Origin of the sequence: Enterococcus sp. E5-162, from assembly GCF_035725965.1 — a bacterium.
Lineage (GTDB): Bacteria > Bacillota > Bacilli > Lactobacillales > Enterococcaceae > Enterococcus_B > Enterococcus_B lactis.
The window spans coordinates 26,980-41,268 of sequence record NZ_JAPRFV010000017.1 but is presented as its reverse complement, the minus strand read 5'-3'; the positions used below and the strand labels follow the sequence as shown (position 1 = coordinate 41,268).

Annotated in this window: 14 protein-coding genes and 2 pseudogenes; 13 read left to right on the top strand and 3 right to left on the bottom strand. The window is 37.2% G+C overall.

Annotated features, from left to right (window positions below; translation table 11 throughout):
* Window positions 1-351 precede the first annotated feature (351 nt).
* The 7 genes from OZZ83_RS13470 to OZZ83_RS13440 all read left to right on the top strand — a co-directional run bounded on the left by OZZ83_RS13470 (window position 352) and on the right by OZZ83_RS13440 (window position 4,827).
* The gene (locus tag OZZ83_RS13470; protein ID WP_229212822.1) at window positions 352-531 is read left to right on the top strand and encodes a VanZ family protein; all 180 of its coding nucleotides are present in this window, start codon (window positions 352-354) and stop codon (window positions 529-531) included.
* A 147-nt stretch (window positions 532-678) separates the two neighbouring features.
* Window positions 679-1,260, top strand: a complete 582-nt coding sequence (locus OZZ83_RS13465) for a hypothetical protein (protein ID WP_278023748.1) — start codon at window positions 679-681, stop codon at window positions 1,258-1,260.
* 210 nt (window positions 1,261-1,470) lie between these two features.
* Window positions 1,471-1,893, top strand: coding sequence for an RNA polymerase sigma factor (locus tag OZZ83_RS13460; RefSeq protein ID WP_278023746.1), 423 nt, complete (start codon window positions 1,471-1,473; stop codon window positions 1,891-1,893).
* Window positions 1,886-2,131, top strand: a complete 246-nt coding sequence (locus tag OZZ83_RS13455) for a helix-turn-helix domain-containing protein (RefSeq protein ID WP_010718183.1) — start codon at window positions 1,886-1,888, stop codon at window positions 2,129-2,131. The genes OZZ83_RS13460 and OZZ83_RS13455 overlap by 8 nt, the downstream gene beginning before the upstream one ends.
* A 407-nt stretch (window positions 2,132-2,538) precedes the next feature.
* Window positions 2,539-2,829 carry a helix-turn-helix domain-containing protein gene (locus OZZ83_RS13450; protein WP_278023743.1) on the top strand — a complete coding sequence of 97 codons (291 nt, stop codon included), beginning with the start codon at window positions 2,539-2,541 and terminating at the stop codon, window positions 2,827-2,829.
* A gap of 121 nt (window positions 2,830-2,950) precedes the next feature.
* A complete protein-coding gene (locus OZZ83_RS13445) occupies window positions 2,951-4,129 on the top strand; it encodes a tyrosine-type recombinase/integrase (protein WP_010718181.1) in 1,179 nt (392 codons plus the stop codon).
* A gap of 404 nt (window positions 4,130-4,533) precedes the next feature.
* Window positions 4,534-4,827: a DUF2087 domain-containing protein gene (locus OZZ83_RS13440; protein WP_002308732.1), complete on the top strand. Its 294-nt coding sequence runs from the start codon at window positions 4,534-4,536 to the stop codon at window positions 4,825-4,827.
* Window positions 4,828-4,914: 87 nt separating this feature from the next.
* On the opposite strand, the gene OZZ83_RS13435 is transcribed toward OZZ83_RS13440, so the two are convergent.
* Window positions 4,915-5,571: a CPBP family intramembrane glutamic endopeptidase gene (locus OZZ83_RS13435; protein WP_002308733.1), complete on the bottom strand. Its 657-nt coding sequence runs from the start codon at window positions 5,569-5,571 to the stop codon at window positions 4,915-4,917.
* A 349-nt stretch (window positions 5,572-5,920) separates the two neighbouring features.
* On the opposite strand from OZZ83_RS13435, the gene OZZ83_RS13430 reads away from it, so the two are divergent.
* The 5 genes from OZZ83_RS13430 to OZZ83_RS13410 all read left to right on the top strand — a co-directional run bounded on the left by OZZ83_RS13430 (window position 5,921) and on the right by OZZ83_RS13410 (window position 12,531).
* Complete coding sequence (locus OZZ83_RS13430) at window positions 5,921-8,224, top strand: MBG domain-containing protein (RefSeq protein ID WP_278023741.1); 2,304 nt, start codon at window positions 5,921-5,923, stop codon at window positions 8,222-8,224.
* Window positions 8,221-9,723 (top strand): SpaH/EbpB family LPXTG-anchored major pilin, encoded by a 1,503-nt coding sequence (locus OZZ83_RS13425; RefSeq protein ID WP_278023740.1) that lies wholly within the window; start codon window positions 8,221-8,223, stop codon window positions 9,721-9,723. The genes OZZ83_RS13430 and OZZ83_RS13425 overlap by 4 nt, the downstream gene beginning before the upstream one ends.
* Complete coding sequence (locus OZZ83_RS13420) at window positions 9,720-10,760, top strand: pilin N-terminal domain-containing protein (RefSeq protein ID WP_278023738.1); 1,041 nt, start codon at window positions 9,720-9,722, stop codon at window positions 10,758-10,760. The genes OZZ83_RS13425 and OZZ83_RS13420 overlap by 4 nt, the downstream gene beginning before the upstream one ends.
* 4 nt (window positions 10,761-10,764) lie before the next feature.
* Window positions 10,765-11,151, top strand: coding sequence for a SpaA isopeptide-forming pilin-related protein (locus tag OZZ83_RS13415; RefSeq protein ID WP_278023736.1), 387 nt, complete (start codon window positions 10,765-10,767; stop codon window positions 11,149-11,151).
* 207 nt (window positions 11,152-11,358) lie between these two features.
* Window positions 11,359-12,531, top strand: coding sequence for a class C sortase (locus OZZ83_RS13410; RefSeq protein WP_002345211.1), 1,173 nt, complete (start codon window positions 11,359-11,361; stop codon window positions 12,529-12,531).
* 160 nt (window positions 12,532-12,691) lie between these two features.
* Here OZZ83_RS13410 and OZZ83_RS13405 read toward each other — a convergent pair whose 3' ends face one another.
* Together OZZ83_RS13405 and OZZ83_RS13400 are read right to left on the bottom strand one after the other, a co-directional pair.
* Entirely contained in the window at window positions 12,692-13,225 is a 534-nt protein-coding gene (locus OZZ83_RS13405; RefSeq protein WP_025476899.1) for a hypothetical protein, read from the bottom strand.
* A pseudogene (locus OZZ83_RS13400) lies at window positions 13,226-13,420 on the bottom strand (hypothetical protein); the annotation flags it as partial.
* Between the two features lie 393 nt (window positions 13,421-13,813).
* Here OZZ83_RS13400 and OZZ83_RS13395 point away from each other — a divergent pair.
* Window positions 13,814-14,220: pseudogene (locus tag OZZ83_RS13395) on the top strand (helix-turn-helix domain-containing protein).
* The last annotated feature ends 69 nt before the right edge of the window (window positions 14,221-14,289 follow it).

Genomic DNA, 14,289 nt, shown 5'->3' with positions numbered 1-14,289 from the left:
TTCGTTTCCTAATTGGACAGGAACAATCTCATTTAATTTATACATAGAAAACCTCCAGACTTCTTGATAGCTCAAGTATATCTTGAGGTGCATTTGTTAGTAAGGTACTGTTCTATGGGGCGCTTACGTTGTTTTACCTACAGTGGTCTTTAGGAAAATTATCCGTAGTTTATCTTTATCTATTTTTTAGTGTGTATTTGTTCTTATTGTTCGCCGTTTTATTCACCAAGGCTCCCCGTTATCAGGCCTTGATTCTGAATACTATCGACTTTTTGATGGGTGGGGAGGCTAAGCTGGCTTGAGGCACTACTAAATGTTTGCTACTTCATACCACTGGGACTTTTGTATGGGATGAAGGCTCGTTATCGGGAGTTTGTCATCGTAGCTCTCCTGACGATTGTGGGGATTGAGATGATACAGTTTGTGTTTTACCTTGGCACATTTGCGATAAGTGATATCTTCTTAAACTTTATCGGTTGCCTGCTAGGATATCATCTTTATCAACCATTGCATGAGCATTTTCAGGAGTAGGGAGTTATGTCAAGGGCAACTTAAAATTGTAGGTTCCTACATTTTAATGTTGCCGTTGACACTTATTTTGGTTAATTTCATGTTAGTAGTTGCTTATTGTGTGTTCTTTCAATTTATTTTGAGTTTATTTTGACTGGAGGAGTGAATGTGAAAAAACTTTTGTTAGGCTTGTTGGCAGTGTGTTTCTTAGGTGGCTGCTCTACCCAGGAGGAGCCCGAGGATGTGACCTATGACTGGACGCCACCTTTTGAAGATGTTAGTTGGGGGATGGGAGAAGATGAGGCTATGGAGGCCTTAGACTTGGATGTGGAAGAGGCGGCGCTGGATGTCACTCCCGAAAAATATCAGGTATTCTCTTTTACCAGTGCCATGGAGACGGAAGTGGGGATGGCTGCTCCGGACTTGGTCTTTGAGCCGGGCTTTGGCTTGATTGGCGTGACGTTGCGCTATATGCCGACAGAGGAGGAAGCTGCGGAGACTTTGACGAAGCTGGAAGCGGCCTATGGGAAAAGCGATGATGGTACGTGGTCGGGGACGAAGTTTGGCGACTTAGGTTTGTCCGAGGAGCAGGTTGCGGCCTTCAAGGAAGAAGACGAGGAAATCAGTGACAATGATTCGATTGTTACGGTTCTATTGAATCAAGATAATCTAACGGATAATTACCAAGAATGCGTGTTTGAAGGAAAAGCAGCGGCAATACTCGAACACGTTCTACAAAACAATAACTAGATAATTTTTAAAAAATCTATTTATTGTTGCTAACTAAACTAATGTTCATTATGATTTTTTTTGAAGCGTATAGACAAATTTGTCTGTGCGCTATTTTTTTGAAAAAAATTCCGATTCTTCGAAAAATAGACCTGCCCAAATTGTATTAGTAGTGGAAAGGGGAAAGCAATGAGTTACAAAATCTTTGTTTGAACATGAGGAGGAAAGAATATGAAAGATTTATTGGATTTCCGCGTTGTACAAATCTTTGATAGCTTTTGTAAAACAGTCATTCGCAATGAAGCACGGAATATCAAAAAGCAATATGCCAGACTCCGAGAACGGCAAATTTCATTAACTGAATTACCAGAATCAGCTCTAGCATCTTTTCAAATCAACGATACTTCCATGGAGAATAGTGAGTTTTTTCTAGCTCTAGGTATGGAACTATTAGTCGCAAATCTCGATGTAGCAGAAGCAATTCACCAACTCTGCGAACCTAAACGAAAAATTATCTTACTTTATTATTTTGCTGGATTCAACGATCGTGAAATAGGGGAAATAATTGGGATGAGTGTTGGCGGTGTGTGGTACCAACGAAGGAAAGCTGAAGAAGAGTTAAGGAAGTATTTGGAGGAAAATAGCCATGAATAATGACACTAATAAGGCTATTTCTTCATTAAAAGTAGAGACAATTGTTTCGGCAGTTTCTGGGGAGCCAGTGGCAATCACAGAGGTTCTTCATCACTATCAGAAGTATATTATCAGACTTTCATTGCGAAATAACTATGAAGTTGGTTCTACATCGTCTGTTTATATTGATGAGTTTTTGCGTAGAAACTTGGAAACCAAACTAATTGAAAAAATCCTGACCTTTGATGTCAGTCGCTAGTAGTGCCTTCCTCTTTCCAATTTTCATTCTATGGAAGTTTTTTAGATTCATTTCTAGAAGATTATCATAGGCTGAAAAGCCATGTCCATTGAAAATTAAACATGAATCTATCAGTACGTTAGTTTTTTAATCTTACATTTTATTACGCCAGGAGGATCGAATGATCGGAGCGACAGAAATAGTGAAATGTAAAGATGAAAACTAGATAATGATACTTCCGTAACCAAATTGGCCCGCCATTACTGGGGGGAGGTGAGATTCCTATGTGCTTTGGCAGAGCAGCTGATAGATGAAAAACTACTATTTTTAAGACTTGATTTTTCTTATCTACGTCATTGCTTTATGATACCTAATTTTTGTTTAGAAATACTGGGAAGATTTTTTACGATAGAGAAGAGGTGAAGCAATTGGAATATCCTACTAATCAAAGAGTTCTTGAAACTGATTTTTATCCGTACTTGCAAAAGAAACTAGAAGAATACACAGATAGGCTACTTGCTATGGCGCAACTACCACTAGTACTTACTAATACTGATTTGAAACGTCTTTTTCAAATCAGTGATAGTACGTTAAATCGCTTGGTCAAACTTGGCGATTTTCCGTCTTGTTGGTATGGAATTCGAGGACACTACCTGCGAGACGATGTTTTAGAATGGATGAGGAAGAGTGATGCAGATGGCTTTCGTGAACAAATGTGACTACTTCGATCTTTATAGGTTACATCTTTTTATTAGGATGCGGTACAATGGAAGCATAGATAGAAAGATTTCCAAAGATTTTTCGCTTGTTGGGTTCCTTCGAAATAGGAGGAATCAATAAATGAAAACAAAAGATCGTTTTAAAAAACAAATTAGTTCTACTGGCAGAGTCACTTGGTATTTTCAAGCATTTCGAACAACAAGACGTGGTTTCAATTCAAAACAGGAAGCACAACTTGCTTATCTGGAAATGGAAAAGGAGCAACGACACAAGAAAAGGATTGTTGCAAGCAACGACAAGTTTAGCGTTGTAGGTGAAAAATGGTTTCAATATTACCGGTCCTTAAATGAACAAAAAGAATCGACCTATGATAAGCGAGCAGAACAACTGACTATCATCAATCGTTGGATTGGCAATAAACGACTCTGTGATTTATCATCAGATGAACTACAAGAGTTGGTTTTCAACTTGAAGGAACGAGGCCTCAACGGTACAGACCTAGGCTATGCTAAAAATAGTCTACAATCTCTGATTCAAGTCCTAAACATGGTTTTCAAGTACTGTCTCAAAAAGCAGTTAGTAAGTGAAAATCCAATGAAGACAGTCAGAATACCTAAGTATCAAGTAACCGTTCGGGATTTGAAAGAAGCTGTCAATAATGTGGAAGATAAGTTTTTGACGGTAGATGAGTTGAGGACGTTCTTGAACTATGGGATTGTCCATGAAGAATTACCTATGTCAGTTCTCTTTCATGTTCTATTCTATACAGGCTGCCGTGTTAGTGAGGCACTTGCTTTACAACCAGAAGATATTGATTTTCAAAGAAATGAAATTCTCTTCTATAAACAGACAGCGGTTAAAGGAAAGAGTAAAGATTTTCGTATTGAAACTACTAAGACAGTTAGTTCTGCTAGACGAGTGCCGGTAACACCATTGGCGATGGAAAAGCTAAAGCAATTGATTCGTGCTTTAGCTGAGATGAGAGGGCATCATCGCTTTATTGTGGATGAGACTTATTTATTTGTTTATCTCGATGCTAGTAAACGTGGGGTGCCTTATCGCAGGGAATATGTAAATGATCACGTTAAGCGGTGCGTGGAGCGGTCAGGGATTGGAAAGTCATTCCATACTCACTTAGCTCGCCACACAATGGCTAGTCTAGTAGCCGAGTATTGTAGTTGGGATGTCTTGAAGGATCGATTAGGTCATACGGACAAAACGACTTCAAAAATCTACCGTCATTTGACTAATAATGAAAAGGTAAAACCATTACTTGCATTTCGTTCTTTGGAAGACTAAAATACGGTGAAAACGCTGGTATTATAGGATTCTTAAAGAGCCAATTTTTCATAAACTAGTCAAAGTGTAGTCAGAGGTAATAAAAATCTTTTTATATCAATACTTTAACGACTTTTCACAAGTATCAAAGAAATCCGTCGTTAATCATCGTTATCAGACAGAGAAAGAACCCTTGGAGTTCAAGGGTTCTTTTTTTGTTCTCATCATGTAATGCGTTACTCTTGATTCAGTATTTTTTTAATTACTCGAATGGGCGAATAACTTATTAGGATGAGTCTATCGACAAATATTAGTAAAAAAAAGAGCCATATGATAATATCTTTCTTGAGAGTAACCGCTTTAACAAAAAATACAGAATATTCTAACATAAATGGAATATTCTTAGAATCAAAAGGAGAAAGAAGATGATTTATACTTATACGGAGCAAGAGAAAATGAAAGTTTTGGAGACATTTATGAAGGAGGGAAAAGTAAAACAAGTACCAAGCGCAACAAAAAAGAAATACATCCTGCTGAAAGAAGTCTTGAAACGATTCGAACATGGAGTAATCTATACAGAAACAGAAGTCAATTCGATATTGATGGACGTATTTTCTAGTGCTGATTATGTCGAACAAAGGCGTTACCTAATCACATTCGGCTTTTTCAAAAGAAGTTCAGGCGGTCGGGCATATCAGATGATGGAAATTGAAAATTAGAAGTTTTAATTTATACTAATTGAAAAAAGTTCAAGTATGCGATATTGGTTCTACGCCGCATACTTGAACTTTTTTTGTCATCTGTATCTATAATACAAAGCCAAGAACGTTATTCAAAATATGGATAACTATGATAAAAACTAATGAGCGATTCGCAGTTAAATAAGCAATCGTCAGTAAAATCGCTCCAGGAGCGTACATGAAAAAATCAATTGGATGCGTTACATGAATAAATGTAAATAGAAAAATAGAAATCAAAGAAGACAAAATTAAACCAATAGATTGAGAAAGCCAATTAATTAAAAGATGACGAAAAATAAGTTCTTCTAAAATCGGGCCAAAGAAAGTAAAAACAATCAAAGTCAAAAATAGCGGCGTTTGTTTTCCTAATTGCGATAAATATTCCTGATTGGCTGATTGGTTAGTGGGACCTAAAATGTATTGCGTGAAGACATCTACTAAAAAGATCAAGCCTACCCAAAAAAATATACTAGCAATTCTCAGCCAAGTTTTTTCTTTGAAATAAGAAAAACTTTCTATGATCTCTTTACGAAACAAAATGATTCCAATAATAGAAGGAATACATAAGTTAACCGCGAACACAACAAACTCTGAATGTATTAAATCACTGTTCGTTACCATAGATAATAAGGCTAATGGAAGGATCCCTAATTGAAATCCTATGAATAAAAAATAAAGAATGAATAAAGATAATTCTCTTTTATTTGTACGAATAAATGTCAAAACGTACCTCCTAAAATTAGATTTTGGACAAATGTCCTTTAAAAAGATAACAAGATTTCGTTCTTGAAACAATATATATGCTTTTATTCTTCCCCCCTAGCTTCCAAAATTAAGCAATACTTCAATTCATCAAGTTTTATCTTTTTTTTTTAATAATCGTAAAAAAAGAGTATTTTTTATTTAAAAATAAATCTTTTCTATTAAGCGCGAGGAATAGAATAATCTTAGAAATAAAAAGAGAATAGAAAGGATCCAAACTTTCCATACATCAATAAAATAGTAAAAATTAGATTTTGAATAACGTGCACATGCTTATTTGATAACGTTTTTATTGAGAGGAGGGGTGAAAATGATCAAGAAAATTCAAAATAAAATCCAATGTATATGTCAAAAACATTTTGATTTTAGACTAAAAGCTGTATCTCGAAGAAAACACTTGCGTATTATTGCAGTTTCGATAATCGTGATTCTTACTTTTTTAGGAAGTTTATCCAATAGGAATGTAAACGTTTATACAGAAACGTCAAATTTTACTAACCAAACGATAGAGGAGACAAATAGTCCACCCGCTTCTGAAGTACAGTCAACAGAAAGTACCAATCAGTCTAGCAACAATAAGACAACCACAACTGCATCCTCGACTCAGCTGATTGATCCAACAGAAGAAGAAATCGCAGCTGCAAAAGCAGCAGGGGAAAAAGCTTATTCAGAAACAGGTGGAAGTCAAACATTTAGCGCTATTGCGGCCACTACGATTTTCAACGGACATACCTTACCAGATGGATATACAGTGATATATGCCAAAGATGGAGTCATTATTGCTGTGAATGGAACATTAAGTGCTGATAAAGCAAAGATCATAGGTATCACAAAAGCGATTGCTTTTATTGATGGACAGACGGATATTCAAAATTTATATATTGCTAGAGAAGTAGTGAATGGTTCATCGTCTCGACTTTATATGAAAGCAAACATTAGTCCTGGGAGTGCTACAAATGCTGATGGAAGTTATCCTTTTATTAATCAAAATACAATTCCCTCAGCAGGACTAGATTTGCAATCTCTTTCTATCGGTATCAAAACAACTACTGATAGCTACATTCATTATGTTAATTATTACATTGATGATGGAAAAGTTGTTGATAGTTCAGGTGAAAATGCCATCGAAACTCCTACTCAATCAGCATCAGTCCAAGTCAATGCAAACCAACCTGGAACATTTTCTTATACTGTTAATGGCGGAATAGTACAAACTGGAACATACGGCACTACATTATCTGGAATCCATGTGGGTGACAAAGTGGTTATTATTCCAACAGCAGTAGCGGGCTATTCTTTTGCACAAACAAACGGTTCTTTCACAGCCTTAGAAAGTAACGTCGATACGGTGACCTATACAGGCAAACAAACACCAATTACTATTAAGTATCAAGACTATTTTGGACAAACGATTGCTCCTTCTAAAATAATGAATCTTACTTACGGAAGTGCTGCACAAGACCTGACGACTAATGTGCCTACTATCAGCGGATATACCTTTACTGCTGTTTCAGCGACAGAAACAAAGAACCAATCAGCAACGAGTGTTTCAGCTAGTTTAGATACAAATGGAAATGTAATCGTAAAGGACGCAAATGGAAAACAAATCTCTGAAGTCATCCTATATTATAAGACAAATGCAACAGTATCAATCAATGTAAATGGCAATAAGTACTATGATGGTCTTTCTGTTGTACCGATCGTTAAATATACCTTTAATGATAAAACAGAATCAACATCCCTTTTAAACAATGATCTCAGTATTGATCAAATCACATGGAATCCAACTGATTTCAAAGCGATGAATGAAAAGGGAGTTGAAGTAACTGCGCCTACTGAAATTGGAACCTATACGACTTGGCAATTGACAGAAAGCGGATTAGCTAAACTAGCTGCCAGAACAAACTATCTATTTACTATCGTGCAGACATCTGATATCTATACGATCAAGCCAATCAGCGGTATGGTAGAGCTCGGTGGCAGTAAGACATATGATGGAAAAGCAGGAATCCCGTCGATCCATGTCAAGCTAGCAGAAGGTGTCACCAGTTCGCTTATTCCAGAGCAAGTGACACTTAGCAACACGGACTACACAGTAAATACACAATCAGCAAAAAATATGGTTAACGTTGGCAGCTATGCAATCAAATTAACGAAAAGCGGGATAGATAAAGTCAAAGCAGCAAACCCAAAGATGACATTTAATGATATAGCTAACACATCAGGAATCTATACCATCAATAAAGCTGATGCAGTGATTACTGTCGAGGACGCGACCTTTAACTATGATGCCCAAAGTTACTCGATTCCGATTGGAAATGTCCACGTTACTGGTGTTGTCTCAGGTGAATCATTGGATTATACACTAACAGTTAACAGCCGGACAGATATTGGATCACAAATAGTAACGATTAGTTTAGGGGAAGGAACTGTAAACAATAATTATTCGATTACCGCAACAGATACCGCTGAGTTGACGATCAATCCGACTCTCTTACTTCCTTCGACAGGCGGGATAGGTCTACTGCCCTTTATCTTTTTAGGAATGATCTTTATTTTTTCTGGCTTCTTTTATTTTATCCATCGTAAGAGAAAAGCAGGTGAACAGCGATGAAAAAAACAAAAAATGTACGTGTGGATAGGTTTGCTGTTCTCTTTTTTATCCTGCTGGGATTTTTTATTGGTTCTCCGACTGTGTCAGCTAGAGAATCACCCATCACATTTACTTTGCATAATCGAATGTTCGAAAGCGAACAGATGCCAAGTATCAGTCAAAACGACGGAATGGATAGTCCAGATAACTTTCAGGAGGCAAAAGGGTTGAACGGTGTTACTTTTGCTATATATGATGTCTCGGATGAATTTTACAAGCTGCGATCAGAAGGAAGTAGTGTAGAAGATGCACAAAGAAAGCTAGCACAAAAAAGTGACAGTGGAAAAATACTGGCAGAAAGTGTAACAAAAACAGTAGACGGGGAAGAGGGCATTGCTTCTTTTCGTGTATCGGACAAAGACGAGCAAGGTCGTGACGCTGTTTATCGATTTGCGGAAATAAAATCTTCAGATCAAGTAAAAGAAAAATCAGCACCATTTGTCGTCGTGCTTCCTGTGACAGATTCATCTAATCATAAATTGACGACCATCCACTTGTATCCCAAGAGCGAACAAAAAATACCTGCTGCACTCACATTAACAAAAAAAGTAGAGAACAAGCAGACAGATTTTGCAGATGGGGATAAAGTACCTTATCTCATCACCACCACAATTCCTGAGAACATCAACGAGATAGGAACCTATACGATTAAAGATACAGCTGATCCTCAGTTGTGTTTAGAATCAGAAACCATCGATCTTTTGATTGGTGGAGAAAAGATTTATACATTTCATACACAAAAAACAAAACATGGTTTTGTATTATCAGATTATGGAAAAGATCTCAGTTCGTTTGCTGGGAAAAAATTAACGATCCGTTACCAAATGACATTGAAAGAAAACAGTGAAAAAACGACATTTGACAACGAGGTACGTTTGACGACTGACAATCAAACAGTAGAAACACATCTTGCCATCCAAACAGGTGGCAAACAATTTGTCAAAGTGGATGGGCAAACGAAACAAAGACTGGCAGATGCTCAATTTCTAGTCAAAAGAGATAACCAATATTTAGCGCAAGAAAATGGGATAAATCACTGGGTAGCCAAAGATGATCCGAGAGCAACGATTTTTACTTCCGGTAAAGATGGAACATTTTCTGTCCATGGTTTGTCTTTTGGAAGCTACGAACTAGTTGAGATCAAGCCGCCTAAAGGATATGTATGGAGTCCAGCACCAATTCTCTTTGAAGTTGAAGAAGGCAGTTATGATCCACTTCATCCTATACCATTGGAAATCATCAACGAGCCAGAAGCAAATCGGACAAATAACGGAAAAACGCCAGTTCAGATGCAGACGAATGGCCCATCAAATGAAAAAAGTGGAGGAAGCTTTCCAAAAACAAACGAAGAGATGCTTGGAAGTTTTTCAATCTTAGGGTTGTTGCTAGTCCTTTCAACAGGGACAGCTTGGTTTTGTAAAAAACAACAAAAAGGAAACAATAGGAGGGAAATAAAATGAAAAACATCAAAACAAAAATATGGGCACTTCTAGGAACTACTATTATGTTGCTTCCTTTCATTCTCAGCCTAGGAACTGCAGATGTTTCTGCAGCCGTATCACCTACACCAGAAAATGTCACGGTTAATTTGCATAAATTGAAATTCACTTCAGCACCAGAAAATCAAATAAACAACGGAACGGAATTGACATTTCCGAATAGCGAGCCATTGAATGGCGTAGAATTCAATGTATACGACATCACTGCTACGTACTATCCAAGTAAAGATACAGCAGTTCCAGCAGACGCTACACCCTTTGCAAGTGTAACGACTTCTGGTGAAGGATTAGCTAACTTGACTCTTCCAGGTAAATCTGAAGGGAAAGATGCTGTATACGTCTTTGTAGAAACACCAAAACCTGGTGTTGAAACGTCGCCAAATATCGTGTTAAGCTTACCCTTTTACAACCCTGATTCATCAGATCCTGACAAACCTTTAGACACGATTCATCTATATGCTAAAAATGTCATCAAAGAAAGCAATATCAAAATCCAAAAAGCTGGGAACTTCTCAGGGGTAGATAAGTTAGCAGGGGCGCAATTCCAGATCAAAAATTCAGACAATCAATTTGTGACTGGTTTTGATGAAAACACCGGTGTCGCTCTTTATGGTCCTGCCGAATCAGCATTAACGTTCACAACTGATACTGAAGGATCCATCAGTGTCAATGGGTTACTAGACGGCAATTATACTTTAGTTGAAACAAAAGCACCAGATGGTTATCAATTGACCGATCCACAAAAAGAAACCTCATTTGTAGTAGAAAACGGAAAATTGCAACAAACAACCGGAATCATCCATGGCGCAGATGAAGCCGATTTTGGGAATCCAAACGGTGTAGTCAACCGAGAAAATACAACTACAGATAACACGATTACTGTAGAAAACGTCCAAAACTACGGTGATTTCCACTTCATCAAACAAGATGTGAACACGCAAGAAAAAATTAGCGGGTTCAGAATTTTCTATTCTAAGAGCAAAAGATCCAACTGTTAAATTAATGAAAAAAATAGCAAACCTTACCTCAGGAGAATACCCATATGCTTGGTCAGATGAAGTCACAGGTTCTGACTGGGAAGAAGTGACATTGATTTCTGATTCAGAAGGGAAATTTTCAATCGAAGGGCTGAAACAAGGGGCATACTGCCTTCAAGAAACAAAAGCACCAGAAGGCTACGCATTACCTAAGGATGAAGCTGCGTACACTGAATTTACAGTAGATGATGATCCAACAACTTCTGATGAAACAACGATTGATAACCAACCTAAAGGAATCTTGCCTTCAACTGGTGGTATGGGGATCATCGTATTCATCTTGGTAGGTATTGCTTTAGTTGGAGGAGCAGTGATCTACTTCAAAAAACGCCATCAAGAAACAGAAGCTTAAACTATTGGAAACAAAAATCATACGATAAATAAACGACAGTGATTCAAATGGGGAGAAAGGTTGTGACAGAAGTGGTCGGTCTCTCGGTATTAGCTCAACAAACGGTAAAATATGAGGAACTATTTTTCCGTTTGCTTCTCTAATACTTAGGTCAAGGCGCTGATTTCACAACCTCTTCATATACATATTAGAAAATAGGTGGACATGATGAAAAAAAGCAGAATAAGAATACTGGACATCTTCATGGCAATCCTTTTAGTCGTTGGGATCGGGATCTTTTCTTATCCTTTTGTAGAAGATTCACTGAATGATTTTCTTGCCCAGCAGATGATCATCCATTATCAAAAACAGGCATCGAGTAAGAATTCAGAAGAAATAAAAAAACAGCAGGAAAAAATGACAAAGAAAAATCAACAGCTGGCAGAGCAAAACGTATCACCAGGGATAGCTAGTTTCAACCAAGCAGTTGATGCAAAAGCATTAAAAGATTTACCTAGTAATGCCTTTTTTATGGAACATATGCTTGGAGTCATCGAAATCCCAAAAATCAATGTCAGCTTACCCATATTCGATCAGACAACGGAAATATTTTTGCAAAAAGGAACGTCATTATTGGAAGGAAGTTCTTATCCGACTGGCGGAAAAAGCACCCATGCCGTTCTTTCTGGGCATCGTGGTCTCCCAGAAGCAAAATTATTTACAGATTTGCCTAAGTTGAAAAAAGGAGACCAGTTTTTTATCCAGATCAATGGAAAGACATTGGCGTATCAAGTAGAAAAAATTCAAGTGGTCTTACCTGATGAAGTAGATTCTTTGGGTATCCAAAAAGGTAGGGACCTCGTGACTTTGCTTACCTGCACTCCATATATGGTCAATACACATCGACTGCTTGTGACGGGGCATCGTATTCCTTATCAAGCAAAAGAGGCAAAAAAAGCGATCCAAGGAATTGATCAATGGAAAAAATGGAAATTTTTTATTTGGTTTATCGGTATACTACTTGGATCGATCGGCTTAGTTTGGCTACTCATCGCTTATTTAGATTCTTTGGCCATCGCTAAACGAAACTATCCTTTATCTTTTTATGTAAAGAACACAAACGGACGACCAATCGAAGGAATGGTCTTTTCTGTAAAAACGCTCAACGGCAAACACTATATTATTAGAGAAAAAGTTCCATTTGTGAAAGCTTCTGATGAATACGGACTAGTGAGATTTTCTGATTTAAAAGGTGGGAAATATCGCTTGCAACATGAGGAGCTCCTACTTAAAATCCGTGTAAAACATAAACATTCGAAACAGTTTTCAATGAAATTGAAAAAAGGAAGATACAAACTGCGAAAAGAAAAAGAGGTGTATTATTTGATTGAGAAAGAATGAATGAAGATGTCCAAAAAGCAGAGGAAACAGACTAAATGAAAAAAGAGAGAAGCTGACGAAATGGACATGTAAACTGCTATTTTTGGTTTACTATCTGGAACGCCAGCTTCTATTTTTTTATGTTTCAGAAGAATTTTATTACTCTAGTATAACTTTTGAATTAGTTTCCATAACATTTGGAGCAAGGGGTTAAACCACGAGCTTGAGCTTCGCTTAAAGTGGCAGGGGTATACGTACCATTTCCACATTTATGTGTATGGTATTTTGAACCGGTCGGTGTGACATAGACAGTTTGTTCATTATTTTGCTCAGGAGCTGCGGCTTGTGCCTGCTGAGAGGCCTGTTCAGCTGCGGTTTGTTGCCTCGCCTGTTCTGCTTGTTGCTGTGCGATTGCTTCTTGCCTCGCCTGTTCTGCTTGTTGCTGTGCGATTGCTTCTTGCCTCGCCTGTTCTGCTTGTTGCTGTGCGATTGCTTCCTGTTGCGCTTGTTCTGCTTGTTGTCGTGCAATTTCTTCTTGCTTTTTCCGTTCTTCTTCTGCTTCTTTTGCTTTGATCGTGGAATCAATTGCAGCAAGACGGCTAGTCAACTCTTGCTTGTTTTCAGGTAGCGCTTGGATAGCTGCTGAAGCAGTTGCATAGTTTTCTTTTGTAGGATTTGCTTCAGCTTGTGACAAAGCAGATTCCGCTTCTGTCACTTTTTTTTCTAGTGTAGCTTTTTCCGCTTTTTGTTTTTCTTCTTCTTTTTTCTTTTCAATTTGTTCTTGTTCTTTCGATGAATCTGCCGTACTTTCGGAGATCGTGGTACTGCTGCTGGAAGCCTAAGCTGAACTTGTGCTTTGAGTAGTAGAAGTAGTAGCACCACACCCACTTAACAAACTTCCTGCGACCAAAAACAACGCAACTAATTTTTTCACTAAATTTCCTCCTTAAGTAAAAAACAACCGTTTTCAATAAATGCCCTTTTCAATTGTTTACTTACTTGTTATAATAATTGTGTTATGAATAGTGATTGAGGAAACTTAATCTAATCCCGTGTTGATACACGGGATTTTTTGCTATAGTTCTGTTATTAAGTATGCAATAATAAAATATGTATGTTATTTTATTATTAGATTATTGACATTTATATAATAAACGATTCAATGATTCATATCAAGAGAATGGTTAGGAAAAAAAGAGAAATAATAACAGGTTTATGCACCATTAACTGTTTTGCAGTGGGATATTTGTATCCGTTTTTTTCTTGTATGTAGTATAGTAAAGTAGATACAGAAGGAGAAAATATGCAGACTTTTTTAACAAAAGTTTCTCAAAAAAATTAAAATGATTCATTTACTGCTGGAAACAGAACGTTGGTGTTCAATAGAAGAGCTACAAAACGAATTGAAGGTATCAAGTAAGTCTATCTTGAATTATCTAACAGATTTAGAAATATCCTGATAAGGTCATTTTGAAGAATGAGAATAATCGGCGCTTTTCTATGGAAAAGCAGGAGAACTTCCCAATCTACACTATTTATCTTCATTTCTACAGAAAATCATATAATTATCATTTGATTGAATTCATGTATCAACATCCTGAGAAAAATTTGGAAGATTATGCAGACGCTCAATATACGAGTGTATCCACAGTTTTTCGTTATGCGAAGTTATTAGTAAAGTACTTTGAAATGACGGACGTCAAAGAATAGTCGCCGCCAGATAGAAGGAAATTAGCAGTTGAAAAAGCTGTCCTGCATTAAGTAATACGACCAGCCAAA